Here is a 14872-nt window from a genome sequence, read left to right as displayed (position 1 = left end):
GGCCAACCCGTCCGCCTATCTCGACAGCCTGAAGATCAAGGCATCGGCGTAGCCTGATCGCAAGCGGCGCGCATGCGCCGCTTGCGATCACTACCTGCCCCCAAGGAGTTTTCCCCAGACATGTCGATCCAGACTATCGAGGACACCAAGGTGAAGGCCTTTCCCGCCAAGCCGGCGGAGGTCATCGCCTTCACTGCCAAGGCACGGCGCCGCTTCGAGCCGCTCGCCATCGCCGGCAAACTGGCGAGCGCGCTGGTGCCGCCCATCATCGTCATCGCGCTGATGCTGGTCGTCTGGCAGATCGCCTGTTCGTCGCCGACATCGAGCCTGCCGCCGCCGACCCAGGTGTGGAACGAGGCCTACGACCTGATAGCGCATCCGTTCTTCGACAATGGCCCGCAGGATATAGGTCTGGCCTGGCGCGTGCTGATCTCGCTGCAGCGCGTCGCCGTCGGCTTCGGCCTGGCGGCGGTCGTCGGCGTCGCGCTCGGTGCGCTGGTCGGCCAGTCGATCTGGGCGATGCGCGGCCTCGACCCGGTGTTCCAGATCCTGCGCACGGTGCCGCCGCTGGCCTGGCTGCCGCTGTCGCTGGCGGCGTTCCGTGATTCCAGCCCGTCGGCGATCTTCGTCATCTTCATCACCTCGATCTGGCCAATCATCATCAACACCGCGGTCGGCGTGCGCAACATTCCCGAGGACTACCGCAACGTCTCGCGCATCCTGCGGCTCAACCAGTTCGAATTCTTCGTCAAGATCATGGTGCCGGCCGCCGCGCCTTACATCTTCACCGGCTTGAGGATCGGCATCGGCCTGTCCTGGCTCGCCATCGTCGCCGCTGAAATGCTGACTGGCGGCGTCGGCATCGGCTTCTTCATCTGGGATGCGTGGAACTCGTCGCGGCTGCCCGACATCATCGTCGCGCTCGCCTATATCGGCGTCACCGGCTTCTGCCTCGACCGGCTGGTCGCGGCGGTCGGCGCCTTCGTCACCCGCGGCACAACGGCAAAGTGAGGAGAGGGGCGATGACGGCCTATCTGAAGCTCGACCATATCGACAAATCCTTCACGCGTGGTGCCCAGGTCAGCGAGGTGTTGAAGGACATCAGGCTGACCATCGACAAGGGCGAATTCGTCTCCATCATCGGCCATTCCGGCTGCGGCAAGTCGACCCTGCTCAATCTGATCGCCGGGCTGACCAAGGTGTCGGCCGGCGCCGTGCTGCTCGAGGACAAGGAGGTCGACAGCCCTGGACCGGAACGCGCCGTGGTGTTCCAGAACCACTCGCTGCTGCCGTGGCTGACCGTCTACGAAAACATCAACCTGGCGGTGTCGAAGGTCTTCGGCCGTTCGAAGAGCAAAGTCGAGCGGCATGACTGGATCATGCGCAATCTCGACCTCGTGCAGATGGCGCATGCCAAGGACAAGCGCCCGGCGGAAATCTCCGGGGGCATGAAGCAGCGCGTCGGCATCGCCCGGGCGCTGGCGATGGAGCCGAAGATCCTGCTGCTCGACGAGCCGTTCGGCGCGCTCGATGCGCTGACGCGGGCCCATCTGCAGGACGCGGTGATGGACATCCATTCCAGGCTCGGCTCGACGACGATCATGATCACCCATGACGTCGACGAGGCGGTGCTGCTCTCCGACCGCATCGTCATGATGACCAACGGTCCGGCGGCGACCATCGGCGAAGTGCTTGCCGTGCCGCTGGCGCGGCCGCGCCGGCGCGTCGAACTCTCTTCCGACCGGACCTTCCTGCGCTGCCGCGAGGCGGTTCTGAAGTTCCTCTACGAACGCCACCGCTTCGTCGAAGCCGCGGAGTAGCACCATGAGCGAAAGACTTGTCATCATCGGCAATGGCATGGCCCCCGGGCGCATGCTGGAGCACCTGCTGGAACAGGCTCCGGGCCGCTACACCGTCACCATCTTCAACGCCGAGCCGCGCGTCAATTACGACCGCATCATGCTGTCGCCGGTGCTGTCGGGCGAGAAGGCCTATGAGGAGATCATCATCCATGGCGACGGCTGGTACATCGCCAACAACATCACCCTCTACAAGGGCCACAAGATCGTTGCCATCGACCGGACGGCGAAGACCGTCACCTCGGATCACGGCGTCACCGAGCCCTACGACAAGCTCGTCATCGCCACCGGCTCGGTACCGTTCATCATTCCGGTTCCGGGCCATGACCTGCCGGGCGTGCTGACCTATCGCGATCTCGACGACGTGCAGGCGATGATGCTCGCTGCCCAGTCGCGGGCCAAGGCGGTGGTCATCGGCGGCGGCCTGCTGGGTCTGGAGGCGGCGGCGGGCCTCAACGCGCAAGGCATGGACGTCACCGTGCTGCATGTCATGCCGACCTTGATGGAGCGCCAGCTCGATCCGGCCGCCGGCTATCTCTTGCAGCGTGCGGTGGAGCAGCGCGGCATCAAGGTCATCACCAAGGCCAACACACAGGCTATCACCGGCAACGGCAAGGTCGGACAGGTGGAACTTGCTGACGGCACCATTATCCCAGCAACGCTTGTGGTGATGGCCGTCGGCATCAGGCCGAATTCGGCGCTGGCCAAACAGGCCGGCATCGCCGTTAACAGGGGCATCGTCGTCGATGCCGGCATGCGCAGCAACGATCCCGACATCTACGCGCTCGGCGAATGTGCCGAGGTCAACGGCCAGGTCTATGGCCTCGTCGCGCCGCTCTACGAGATGGCGCGCGTCACAGCCAGCCAGCTTGCCGGCAACGAAGCGGCGGCCTTCGTCCATATGGACACGCCGACCAAGCTCAAGGTCACCGGCATCGACCTGTTCTCGCTCGGCGACTTCGCCGAGGGCGAGGACCGCCAGGAGATCGTGCTGCGCGATGCGGCGGCCGGCGTCTACAAGCGGCTTGTGCTGAAGGACGACCGCATCATCGGCACCGTGCTCTATGGCGAGACGGCGGACGGCGCCTGGTTCAACGATCTCAAGAAAAAGCAGACCGACATATCGGAGATGCGCGATACGCTCATCTTCGGCCAGTCCTACCAGGGGGGTGCCCCGCTGGACCCTATGGCGGCCGTTGCAGCCTTGCCGGATGATGCGGAGATCTGCGGCTGCAACGGCGTTTGCAAGGGGAAGATCACCGGCGCGATCACGGCCAAGGGCCTGACCTCGCTCGACGACGTGCGCGCCCACACCAAGGCGTCGGCCTCCTGCGGCTCCTGCACCGGGCTGGTCGAGAAGCTGATGGTGCTGACCATCGGCGACAAATACAATCCAGCGGCGGTGCAGCCGATGTGCGGCTGCACGACGCTCGGTCATGACGAGGTCCGCCGGCTGATCATCGCCAAGCGCCTGAAGACCATTCCCGCCGTCATGCAGGAACTGGAATGGACGACCTCCTGCGGCTGCGCCAAATGCCGGCCGGCGCTCAATTACTATCTCGTCTGCGACTGGCCGGACGACTACGCCGACGACTACCAGTCGCGCTTCATCAACGAGCGCGTCCACGCCAACATCCAGAAGGATGGCACCTATTCGGTGGTGCCGCGCATGTGGGGCGGGGTGACCAATGCCGCTGAACTGCGCGCCATCGCCGACGTTGTCGACAAGTTTGAAATCCCGATGGTCAAGGTCACCGGCGGCCAGCGCATCGACATGCTCGGCATCCGCAAGGAAGACCTGCCGGCGGTGTGGGCCGATCTCGGCCAGGCCGGCTTCGTCTCCGGCCACGCCTATGCCAAGGGGTTGCGCACGGTGAAGACCTGCGTCGGCTCGGACTGGTGCCGCTTCGGCACGCAGGATTCGACGGGCCTCGGCATCCGCATCGAAAAATTCATGTGGGGCTCGTGGACGCCGGCCAAGGTCAAGATGGCGGTGTCGGGTTGCCCCAGGAATTGCGCCGAGGCGACCTGCAAGGATGTCGGCGTGATCTGCGTCGACTCCGGTTACGAGATCCATTTTGCCGGCGCGGCCGGCCTCGACATCAAGGGCACCGAAGTACTCGGCCTGGTCAGAACCGAGGACGAGGCGCTGGAGCATATCGTGGCGCTGACGCAGATGTACCGCGAGCAGGGCCGCTACCTCGAGCGCATCTACAAATGGGCCAAGCGCATCGGCATCCCCGAGATCAAGCGCCAGATCATGGACGATGGCGACAAGCGCAAGGCCTATTACGAGCGCTTCGTCTTCAGCCAGAAATTCGCCCAGGTCGACCCGTGGTCGGAACGCGTTTCCGGCAAGGACAAGCACGAATTCCGGCCAATGGCTTCGGTCGGTTTTGCGCAGGCGGCGGAGTGAGCGTCATGAACTGGATATCGATAGGCTCTCTCTCCGACATCCCTCGCCGCGGCGCGCGCTGCGTCGCCACGCCGGAAGGAAAAATCGCGGTCTTCCGCACCCAGGACGATCAGGTCTACGCCATCGACGACCATTGCCCGCACAGAGGCGGACCGCTCAGCCAGGGCATCGTGCACGGCGCGGCGGTGACCTGTCCCTTGCACAATTGGGTGATTTCGCTGGAAACGGGCAAGGCGCTCGGCGCCGACGAGGGCGCGGTGCGCACCATTCCGGTGCGGATCGAAGGCGAGCATCTGTTCATTGCGCTGGAAGCGCTGGTCAGCCGCGCGGCCTGACCCCATGGAGATCGATGAAGCGCGCGAGGTGAGGACCACCTGCCCCTATTGCGGGGTGGGCTGCGGCGTGCTGGCGAAGGTCGCCGCGGACGGGCAAGTGTCCGTGCGCGGCGACCCCGACCACCCGGCCAATTTCGGCCGGCTCTGCTCCAAGGGCTCGGCACTGGCCGAGACCATCGATCTCGACGGCAGGCTGCTTCATCCAGAGATCCACGGCCGCCGCGCCGGCTGGGACGAGGCGCTCGACCTCGTCGCCTCGACCTTCTCGCAAACCATTGCCGAGCACGGGCCCGATGCGGTCGCCTTCTATGTCTCCGGCCAGTTGCTGACCGAGGACTACTACGTCGCCAACAAGCTGATGAAGGGCTTTGTCGGCTCCGCCAATATCGACACCAATTCGCGCCTGTGCATGGCCTCTTCGGTCGCCGGCCACCGCCGCGCTTTCGGCTCCGACACCGTGCCCGGAACCTATGACGATCTGGAGCTTGCCGACCTGATCGTGCTGGTCGGCTCCAATCTCGCCTGGTGCCATCCGGTGCTCTACCAGCGCATCGCGGCTGCCCGGGAAAAGCGGCCGGAGATGAAGATCGTGCTGGTCGACCCGCGTCGCACCATGACCGCTGACATTGCCGATATGCATCTGGCGATCGCGCCGGATGGCGACATCGCTTTGTTCACCGGGCTGCTCGCCTACCTCGGCCAGCACAATGCGCTCGACCGCACCTATATCACGACGCACACGACGGGCTTCGGGCAAGCGCTTTTCGCCGCCTCCGCGCTGGACCTGGCTGGCGTCGCCGCTGCCACGGGCCTGAGCGAGGACGAGCTTGACCGGTTCTACAGCCTGTTCGCGGCGACCTCCAAGACCGTGACCGTCTACAGCCAAGGGGTGAACCAGTCGTCTTCGGGCACCGACAAGGTCAATGCCATCATCAACTGCCATTTGGCCACCGGCCGCATCGGCAAGCCAGGGGCAGGGCCGTTTTCGGTGACCGGCCAGCCCAACGCCATGGGCGGGCGCGAGGTCGGCGGCATGGCCAACATGCTGGCTGCCCATATGGAGATCGAAAACCCCGATCATCGCGACCGCGTGCAGCGCTTCTGGAACGCGCCGGCCGTTGCCGGAAAGCCCGGCCTGAAGGCAGTCGAGATGTTCAAGGCGGTTGCCGACGGGCACATCAAAGCGCTGTGGATCATGGCCACCAACCCGGTCGATTCGATGCCGGACGCCGATGCCGTCGAAGCGGCGATCAAGGCGTGCCCGTTCGTGGTGGTGTCGGACGTGCTGGCCCGGACCGATACCGTCCGCCACGCCCATGTCCGGCTGCCCGCCGCCGCCTGGGGCGAGAAGGATGGCACCGTCACCAATTCCGAACGCCGTGTGTCGCGCCAGCGCGCTTTTTTGCGCGTGCCCGGAGATGCGCTGCCTGACTGGCGGATTATTGCCGAGTTGGGCAAACGGATGGGGTTTGGTGAGGCGTTTTCCTACGCGTCGCCGGCGGAGGTGTTTGCCGAGCATGCCGCGCTGTCGGGTTTCGAGAATGATGGTGCGCGGGATTTCGACATCGGGGCTTATGCCGGGGTTGATGCGGAGGGATATGAGGCGCTTGAGCCGTTCCAATGGCCAGCGCCGAGCCAAGGCGCCCCCCTCTGGCCTGCCGGCCATCTCCCCCTCAAGGGGGGAGATCGGCTGTCATGGCCGTCTTCGCCAATTCACAACGTCGCAAAGCGAAAGCAGTCGGCAAAGCTGCCAATCTCCCCCCTTGAGGGGGAGATGGCCGGCAGGCGAGAGGGGGGCGCTCAAGCTGGAGGTTGGCCAGAAGGGGTCGGCACGACTGGGCTCCAGGCTCGCTTCTTCGCCAACGGCAACTTCTTCACACCCGACCGCAAGGCGCGCTTCATCGCCATCCGTCCCACCACGGAAATCCGCACCAGCCCCGATTATCCGCTGATCCTCAACACCGGCCGCATCCGCGACCATTGGCACACCATGACGCGGACGGGGAAAAGCCCGCGGCTTTCGCAGCACATCGCCGAGCCCTTCGTCGAAATCCACCCGGCGGATGCGCAGCGCTTCGGCATCGGTGACGCCGACATAGCGCGCGTTTCCAGCCCGCGCGGTGATGTGCTGGTGCGCGCGCTGGTGACGGCGCGCCAGCGCCAGGGCAGCCTGTTTGCGCCGATGCACTGGACCGATCAGTTCTCGGCAAAGGGCCGGCTCGACACGCTGACCGCGCCGCTGACCGATCCCATTTCCGGTCAGCCGGCGCTGAAACATGTCGCCGTCCGCATCGAGAAATTCGCGGCAAAGGCCTTTGGCTTTGCGGTGGCTCGGCAGCGGCCGGAGCCTAATACTGCGCCCTACTGGGCCGTGGCCAAGTGCAAGGGCGGCTGGCGGGTCGAGCTTGCCTTTGCCGATGACGACATCGACTGGGCAGGCTTTGCCGGGTCGCTGTTCGGTACGTCATTGGGTGCCGAAATATCAGCTTATCACGACCGCGACGTCGGCCAGCACCGCATCGCCGCCTTCGACGACGACCAACTGTCAGGCGCCTTGTTCGTCGCGCCCGGCCCGGTCGCCGTGTCGCGCGGCTGGGCGGCGGAACAACTGAGCGCCGATCATGTTGATCGGCGCAGCAGGCTGGCGATCGTGGCCGGGCGGCCGGGCGGGATCGACGTCGATCGCGGCGCCATCGTCTGCTCCTGCTTCGGCGTTGGCGCCAACCAGATCACGGAAGCGGTACGCCGCGGCTGCGGCAGCGTCGCGGCAATCGGCGCGGCCCTGAATGCCGGCACGAATTGCGGCTCCTGCCGCGCCGAGATCAGGGTCATCATCGACGCACAGAGCCTCCAGGCAGCCGAGTGATCGTCCTGACCAAAGGGGCCTGCGCGACGGTGCTGGTTGGGCTATGGTGGCTCAGGCGTGCTACGTCGCGCACGAATCATCCTCAGTCAGGGTCATCCAATGGCAAATCCCCCGCGCCGACCGACAAATCCGATGGCGGCCGCCGAGGCGGCTTTCAAGCCGGTGAAGAAGCCGGCTGCCCCGGTCCGAGAGCCCACGGCCGCTCCAGGCGTCAGGGAGCTTGTTTCGATCCGAATCGACCGCGCCGTGCTGGACCATTTCCAGGAGGATGGACCCGGCTGGCAGGACCGCATCAACGACGCCTTGCGGCGTGTGATAGAAGGCAAGCCGATCGTTACCGGGGGTGATCGTTCAGACGACGAGTAGCGGCTGTTCCAGCCGGCTCACGCTTCGAAGTGCAGGATGTAGAGCTTCCGCGTCTTCTCGTGGATCGTCCATTCGCCTTTCCAGCCTTTCGGCAGCACCAGCATTTCGCCCGGACCAACGTCCTCGCTGCGGCCATCGGGACCATGCAGCGAGACCCGGCCTGACACGATGTGGCAGGTTTCGGAATTGGTCTCGCGCGAGGCCGTGAAGCGGCCCGGCGTGCACTCCCAGACGCCGACTTCCAGTGCGCCATCCGGCGAGGTCCACAGCGTCGTCGAGGCTTCGAACTGATCGCCGCTGATCGAGGTCGGCTTGGGCTCAGGCTCGCCGAGGTCGATGGAGGCGAGGTGGGCGAAGGTCTGGAAGTCGGTCATGGCAGTCTCTCAATGTCCTGTGATGCGGTCGGCGATTGCGGCCAGTTTCGACGTGTGCTGGAGGCCGGCTTCCTCGCGCTCGTCGGCGACGCGATAGAGCTGATACATCGAGTGGACGCCGAGCCAGCGCATCGGCTCTGGCTCCCATTTGCTGACCTTTCGGTTGACCCAGGGCAGGCGGGTCAATTCGGTGTCGCGGCGCAGGATGAGATCGCGCAGCGTTCGGCCTGAAAGGTTGGAACTCGAGACGCCGAGCCCGACATAGCCGCCGGCCCAGCCGATGCCGGTTTCAAGATCGAGCCCTGCCGTCGTGCACCAGTCGCGCGGCACGCCCAGCACGCCGCACCAGGCGTGGTCGATGCGAAGCCTGGCTGTCTGCGGCAGCAGCCGGGTGAGGATCGCGTGCAGGCTTTCGATCGTGGCCTGCTGCGTTTGGCCGCGCACATCCGTTTGCGAGCCGTAACGATAGGGTACGCCGCGTCCGCCCATGGTGATGCGGCCTTCCCTGGTGCGCTGCGCATAGCAATAGGCGTGCGCGGAGTCGCCCAGAAGCTCATGGCCCTCCCAGCCGATCTCGTCCCACAGTGATTGCGGCAGCGGCTCGGTGATGATCTGTGCGCTGTTGAGCGGCAGCCAGAGCCGTTCATTGCCTGGTATGCCGGCCGTGAACCCTTCCGTGGCACGGATGATGATCGGCGCGCGCACGGTGCCGCGGTTCGTCGTGACCTTGCCCTTCTCGATGCCGGTCACGGTGGTCTGCTCGTAGATCGGCACACCGAGCCGCTCGACGGCTTCGGACAGGCCGCGCACCAGCTTGGCCGGCTGCACACGCGCGGTGCCGTGGTGGATATAACCGCCAAGCACATTCCTGATGTTGATGCGGGCCTTGGCCTCTGCCTGGCCGATCAGGCTGACACGCTCGCTCGGCACGCTCCAGCCGATCGCATCGGCATAGGCGGCGTTGATCCGTTCGAGCTGCGGCGGGTTGGTCGCCACCGTCAGATTGTCGACGCGGCGGATGTCGGCATCGATGCCTTCGGCTTCGGTCACCTTGATCACTTCGTCGACCGTGCCATGCATGGCCGTTTCCATGTCGATGACAGCGCCGCGCGTCGAGGTCTGCAGATATTTCTCGCGCGACCAGCTGAAGCCGCCGGACAGCCAGCCGCCATTGCGGCCCGACGCGCCGAAGCCGGCGAACTCCCGCTCGACGATGGCGATGCGGATCGATGGATCGGCCTTCTTCAGGTAATAAGCCGTCCACAGGCCGGTGTAGCCGGCGCCGACGATGCAGACATCGGCTTCGAGATCGCCCGGAAGCGGCGCGCGATAGGGCGGCAGGCCGATGTCGGCATACCAGAACGAGACGTTGCCGTTGACTTTGGCGTCCATGTCTAAAAATCCTGCGGGGAAAGAGCGATCAGGTCATCGTCATGTCGGCGCGGTCGTCGTCGGCAAGAAGTTTTGCATCGACGACCGACCAGCGCAGATCGACCGTGTCACCAATCGAGAACGGTGTGGCTTCCAGCGACGCGCGTACGATGGCGACCGAGCCGTCGCGCAACGTCACCTGGTATTTCGAGCCGGAGCCCAGATAGATCGCCTCGCTGACTTGACCGGTGAGGCTGTTCTGCCCGGCGGCGGGAGGCGTGTTGGTGCCGGCAAGCGAAAGCTTCTCCGGCCGCAGCAGGACCACCGGTTTGCTGCCGCTGGCGAGCTTGCCGTTGGCCACGATCTTCTGGCCGGCGATCGTCAGGCTGGTTTCGTTTCCGGACGTCAGGGCGGTGCCACGCAAACTGGTCGATTCGCCGATGAACTTGGCCACGAACAGGGTCGTCGGCTCGTCGTAGAGCTGGCGGCCGGTTCCGACCTGTTCGATGCGGCCCTGATTGAAGACGGCGATGCGGTCGGACAGGACCAGCGCTTCTTCTTGGTCGTGCGTCACATAGACGAAGGTGGTGCCGAGTTCGCGGTGGATGCGCTTGATCTCCAGCTGCAGCCATTCGCGCAGTTTCTTGTCGAGCGCGCCGAGCGGTTCGTCCATCAACAGCAGCGGCGGATCGAAGACGATGGCGCGCGCCAGCGCCACGCGCTGCTGCTGGCCGCCGGAAAGTTCGGAGGGATAGCGATGCGCGAAGTCGGCCATCTTGACCATGTCCAGCGCGCGCACGACGAGACGGTCGCGCGCCTGCTTGTCCATGCCGCGCAAGGTGAGGGGATAGGCGACGTTCTTGCCGACCGTCATATGCGGAAACAGCGCGTAGTGCTGGAAGACAACGCCGATGTTGCGCTTGTGCGCCGGCAGGGCGACGATGCTTTTGCCGCCAACGGCGAGGTCGCCGGAGGTGAGGTCGGTGAAGCCCGCGACGACGTTGAGCGTCGTGGTCTTGCCCGAGCCGCTGGGGCCGAGCAGCGTCATGAACTCGCCCGGCTCGATATGCAGGCTGACATCGTCGAGTGCGGTGAAATTGCCGTAGCGCTTGGTTGCGCACTTGATGTCGATGGCCGCGCCGCGTTTCCTCGCAGTCATCTCAACTCCTCGTCGATTTCGAGCTGATGATCAGCCCGGCGCTGATGATCAGCGTCGTGGCAATGAAGATGATGGTTCCGACGGCCGTCACCGTCGGATCGGCGTCGCGGGTGATGCTGGTGAAGATCTGCACCGGCAAGGTCTTCAGGTAGGGACTGGTGATGAACAGCGCGACGATGATCTCATCGAAGGAGGTGACGAAGGCAAACAAAAGCCCGGACAGGATGCCGGGCGCGATCAGCGGCAAGGTCACGGTGCGGAATGTGGTGAAGCGGTTGGCGCCGAGACTTGCCGCCGCCGTCTCCAGCCGCGCGTCGAAGACTTCGAGGCTTGCCGACACGGCGATGATGACGAAGGGGATCGCCAGCATCGTATGTGCGATGACGAAGCCGGTGGTGGTGCCGACGAGCTGGTAGTCGAGATAGACGGCGTAGATGCCGATGGCCAGCACCACGCCGGGCACGATCATCGGCGTGATCAGGATGGCGCGCAGCAGGCCGGCGCCGGAATGTTTCATGCGGCTGAGGCCGAGCGACGCCAGCGTGCCGATCAGCGTGGCGGCGACGGCGACGAGGCCCGCGACCCTCAGCGAATTGAAGAAGCTCGACAGCCAATCGGGGTTGGTGAAGAAATTCTCGTACCATTGCCAGGAGAAGCCGGACGGCGGGAAAGCGAGCGACTTCTTCTCGTTGAATGACATCGGGATGATGACCAGCGTCGGCATCACCAGCCAGACGGCGACCAGCAGGCAGAACAGACCGAGCAGAAGGCGGGATGGTGCCAGTCTCATGATCTGGACGCCTGCTTGTGGCGCTGGCGCATCAGCGGGGCGGCGAGCGCTAGAAGCACGAAGGTCGCGACCAGCAGCACGACGCCCATGGCGCCGCCGCGGCCCCAGTTGAGCAGGCTGAGCACCTGGCTCTGCACCAGCGTCGACAGCATGGTGCTGCGCGGGCCGCCGAGCAGGGCAGGCGTGATGTAGAAGCCGAGCGACAGGATGAAGACGATGATGGCGCCGGCGAAAACGCCGGGCAGCGACAGCGGCAGATAGATTTGCAGGAAGGCGCGTGCCGGGCGCGCACCAAGGCTGCGCGCCGCCTGCACGAGGCGCAGATCGATGCCGCGCATGACCGAATAGAGCGGCAGGATCATGAACGGCAGCAGCACCTGCGCCATGCCGATGACGACGCCGGTCTGCGTGCGGATCAGCTTCACGCCGTCAAAGCCGAGCAGCCTGATGACCGAATTGATGATGCCGGAATCCTGCAGCAGGATGACCCAGGCCAGGGTGCGCACCACGCCGCTGACCCAGAACGGCACCAAAACGCACAGGATGAGGACCAGCCGCAGGCGCGGTCCGACCGCCGTCATGAGATAGGCATAGGGGTAGGCGGCGATGACGCAAACGATGGTGACCCAGGCTGCGATGGAAAAGGTGCGCCACAGGACGGTGACATTCACCGGGGTGGAAAAGAACCAGGCATAGTTCTGCAAGCCCCAAGATGGGTCCGAGAAGCTGCGCAGCGTGACGGTCAGCAAGGGATAGCCCATCGCGGCGATGAGCAAAGCCAAGGCGGGCATCGCCAGCAGCGAAGGATAGGCAGCAAGGCGCGGGCGCCGCTGCGGCGCCCGCACGGCACCTGGCGGCCGAGGATGATCACCCCCGGCCGTCGGCGTATGCGATGTCTGGCTCACGCCGTCACCTCAGCGGTAGCCGGCTCAGTTGCCGGCCATCAGCGCTGTCCACTTGTCGGACGCGGCGGCGAAGTTGGCGACCCAGAACTTGATGTTCTGCTGATAGCCGAGCTTGGCGTGGTCCGGCGTGTTGGTCAGAAAGGCGGCGACGGATGCGTCGACCTTCGGCTGTGCCTCGTTGTTGATCGGCGAGTAGGAGGTCTGCTCGGTCAGGATCTCCTGCGACTTCTTGCCGAGATAGGCGTTGATCAGCGCGTAGGAAGCGTCGGTGTCCTTGGCGCCGACCGGGATGGTCAGCTGGTCCATGACGACCAGCCAGTCCTTCCACACCGGCGTGTAGGCAGCGCCGTTCTTGACCGCCGTCATGGCGCGGCCGGTCCACATGATGATCATGTCGGCCTCGCCGGATTCGGCGAGCTGCTGGGATTCTGCGCCCGTCTTCCAGAAGATCGTGTCGGGACCGATCGCCTTGATCTTGGCGATGCCCTTGTCGATATCGGCCGGCGTCATGGCGTCGACCTTGCCGCCGTCTGCCAGGATGGCCTGTTCGATCAGGCCGCCGAGCGGGCTGCCGCTGCCGTCGATGGCGCGGGTGCCGGGAAATTTCGCGGTGTCGAAGAAGTCCTTCCAGTCCTTCGGCGGATTGTCCTTGTACGTGTCGTTCTTGTACATCAGGACCATGCCGTAGTTCATCGCCGGCACGCTGCACTCGCCGACCTGTCCGGGCGGGATGTGCGAGATGTCGAGCTTGGTCAAATCCAGCTTCTGGAACAGTTTTCCGCAATGCACGAAGGGCGGAAAATCGTCCGTATCGACGACATCCCAGGTCACATTGCCTGATTCGACCTGCGCCTGGAGCTTGGCGATTTCGGTCGGCCCATCATTCAAAAGCTTGACGCCGCTCTTGTCGACGAATTCCTTGAGGGCGGCGACCTGGCCGTCCTGGTAGATGCCGCCATAGGAGACGAAGGTCAGCGTCTTTCCCTTCAGCGAGCCGTCCACCACGGTCCCGGCCGGCGGCGCGTTCTGCGCGTGAGCGGCGGCCGCAAGCAAGGCCAGTGCGGCGGCGCCGACGAACCCGGCCAATCTTGATCTGCTTCCCATTTTCTAACCCTCCGATGGCTCGCTGTTTGATTTTGGTAGGCCGGGCGCGAGCGTTTTCCGGGCTACATATTGGTCGAGGTCGACGGCGCCGCTGGTCGGCGGCGCAATGATCCACAGCACTTCGGCCACCGTATCGCCGACATTGATCGTCCGGTGGGGCGTCGAGGTCGAATATTCGATGCTATCGCCCTCTTCGAGGGTGAAGCTCTCCTCGCCGAGCGTCAGTTGCACGCGTCCGCGCAGCACGAGGAACATCTCGCTCGCGTTGCCGTGCGTGTAGGGCACGTCGCCGGTCGAGCCGCCGACGGCGAACTCGCCGCAATAGACTTCCATCTCGCGGATCGGCCGGCGCGACAGCAGCGTCTTGCGGTAGCCTTCGCTGGTCGGCAGCGCCGGCCGCTCGCTGCGTGTCAGCACCGCGTGCGGCGACACTTCGCATTCGTCGAAAAGATCGGCGAGGCTGATGCCGAGCGCATTGGCAATCAGCATCAGCGTGCTGGTGTTGGCGCCGGAAAGGCCGCGCTCGAGCTGGCTTAGGAAACTGGCGGTGGTGCCGATCATGTCGCCGAGCTGGCGCAGCGTCAGGCGCCGCGTGGTGCGATAGGCCTTGATCCGATCGCCCAATACCGTCGAGCGGCGCGCTTCGGCGCTGGTCGCGGCATTGTCGTTGAGTGCGTGATCCGCAGCGATTTTCATGGCGATCTCAGGGTTCACTTAACATGCTATTAAGTGGGGCGTCCTGGCAAGCGGATTCGCCTGGTCACCTGAAAATCATTGATGGACCTGCAGAGGGCATGATCGGCCGACCGGCAACCCGGTTCAGCTCGATCACTGGATCATGAAGCGCGAACTGAATGGCAGGCTTGCCGCGCCGACGGCCTTCGGGCTGATGGTGACGCGCGCCGGCAGCGCTTCGATGCCGGGGAATTCCCGGCCGATGTCGTCGCACAAGGCCTCGGCAATCTTTTGCGGCGCATAGCTGGACAGGACGACCGTCCTGAACTCGACAAACTGGGTCAGCGCGGAGATCGACGCTTTCAGGCGGTCGGAACACTCGCCCAGCCATGCGCTGTAGGCCTCGCCCAGATCGGGCCACTCAGGGCTGCTGCTCCAGATGATTTCGGACGGGCGCCCGCGCATGGCCAGTTCGCTCTCCAGGCGCATCAGGCCGTGATCGAAGCTGGCGCTGGAGTTTCCCTTGTAGATCTGGTGGTTGAGGATGAGCCTGCTCTGCAGCCGTGCTCCGAGATAGAAGAACAGATAATCGTTGAGCGGCTTTGCGACGCCGAACATACTCTCGCCGCCGGCCGCAGCGGTGATGTCGTTC

13 protein-coding genes and 1 pseudogene are annotated in these 14872 nt (G+C 64.8%); 6 read left to right on the top strand and 8 right to left on the bottom strand.

The window, feature by feature from the left end:
* Positions 1-120: 120 nt before the first annotated feature.
* The 6 genes from ntrB to ENZ75_RS04690 all read left to right on the top strand — a co-directional run bounded on the left by ntrB (position 121) and on the right by ENZ75_RS04690 (position 7842).
* The gene (ntrB, locus tag ENZ75_RS04715; RefSeq protein WP_013530458.1) at positions 121-1011 is read left to right on the top strand and encodes a nitrate ABC transporter permease; all 891 of its coding nucleotides are present in this window, start codon (positions 121-123) and stop codon (positions 1009-1011) included.
* An 11-nt stretch (positions 1012-1022) separates the two neighbouring features.
* A complete protein-coding gene (locus tag ENZ75_RS04710) occupies positions 1023-1820 on the top strand; it encodes an ABC transporter ATP-binding protein (protein ID WP_013530459.1) in 798 nt (265 codons plus the stop codon).
* A gap of 4 nt (positions 1821-1824) precedes the next feature.
* Positions 1825-4275 (top strand): nitrite reductase large subunit NirB, encoded by a 2451-nt coding sequence (gene nirB / locus ENZ75_RS04705; RefSeq protein WP_024503965.1) that lies wholly within the window; start codon positions 1825-1827, stop codon positions 4273-4275.
* Positions 4276-4280: 5 nt separating this feature from the next.
* Positions 4281-4610 carry a nitrite reductase small subunit NirD gene (nirD, locus tag ENZ75_RS04700; RefSeq protein WP_063168698.1) on the top strand — a complete coding sequence of 110 codons (330 nt, stop codon included), beginning with the start codon at positions 4281-4283 and terminating at the stop codon, positions 4608-4610.
* Positions 4611-4614: 4 nt separating this feature from the next.
* Complete coding sequence (locus ENZ75_RS04695) at positions 4615-7476, top strand: nitrate reductase (RefSeq protein ID WP_063168697.1); 2862 nt, start codon at positions 4615-4617, stop codon at positions 7474-7476.
* Positions 7477-7575: 99 nt separating this feature from the next.
* Complete coding sequence (locus tag ENZ75_RS04690) at positions 7576-7842, top strand: BrnA antitoxin family protein (protein ID WP_024503962.1); 267 nt, start codon at positions 7576-7578, stop codon at positions 7840-7842.
* Positions 7843-7859: 17 nt separating this feature from the next.
* Here the strand turns inward: ENZ75_RS04690 and ENZ75_RS04685 are convergent, their stop codons facing one another.
* The 8 genes and pseudogenes from ENZ75_RS04685 to ENZ75_RS04650 form a co-directional block, all read right to left on the bottom strand.
* A complete protein-coding gene (locus tag ENZ75_RS04685) occupies positions 7860-8216 on the bottom strand; it encodes a cupin domain-containing protein (protein ID WP_013530464.1) in 357 nt (118 codons plus the stop codon).
* Between the two features lie 9 nt (positions 8217-8225).
* Positions 8226-9608 (bottom strand): FAD-binding oxidoreductase, encoded by a 1383-nt coding sequence (locus ENZ75_RS04680; RefSeq protein ID WP_063168696.1) that lies wholly within the window; start codon positions 9606-9608, stop codon positions 8226-8228.
* Positions 9609-9636: 28 nt separating this feature from the next.
* Entirely contained in the window at positions 9637-10746 is a 1110-nt protein-coding gene (locus ENZ75_RS04675) for an ABC transporter ATP-binding protein (protein WP_063168695.1), read from the bottom strand.
* A gap of 1 nt (position 10747) precedes the next feature.
* Entirely contained in the window at positions 10748-11536 is a 789-nt protein-coding gene (locus tag ENZ75_RS04670; RefSeq protein WP_027160917.1) for an ABC transporter permease, read from the bottom strand.
* Positions 11533-12441: an ABC transporter permease gene (locus tag ENZ75_RS04665; protein WP_082826516.1), complete on the bottom strand. Its 909-nt coding sequence runs from the start codon at positions 12439-12441 to the stop codon at positions 11533-11535. Before ENZ75_RS04665 ends, ENZ75_RS04670 begins: the two co-directional genes overlap by 4 nt.
* A gap of 24 nt (positions 12442-12465) precedes the next feature.
* On the bottom strand, positions 12466-13545 hold the full coding sequence (locus ENZ75_RS04660; RefSeq protein ID WP_023809407.1) for an extracellular solute-binding protein: 1080 nt from the start codon (positions 13543-13545) through the stop codon (positions 12466-12468).
* 3 nt (positions 13546-13548) lie between these two features.
* Positions 13549-14241, bottom strand: a complete 693-nt coding sequence (locus tag ENZ75_RS04655; protein WP_024503956.1) for an XRE family transcriptional regulator — start codon at positions 14239-14241, stop codon at positions 13549-13551.
* 132 nt (positions 14242-14373) lie between these two features.
* Positions 14374-14872, bottom strand: a pseudogene (locus tag ENZ75_RS04650) (ROK family protein); the annotation flags it as partial.

It is taken from the genome of Mesorhizobium sp. M7A.F.Ca.CA.002.04.1.1 (assembly GCF_004022805.1).
Lineage (GTDB): Bacteria > Pseudomonadota > Alphaproteobacteria > Rhizobiales > Rhizobiaceae > Mesorhizobium > Mesorhizobium ciceri.
Note: the sequence above shows the minus strand (reverse complement) of the source record. Positions and strands in the feature narration are given on the sequence as shown.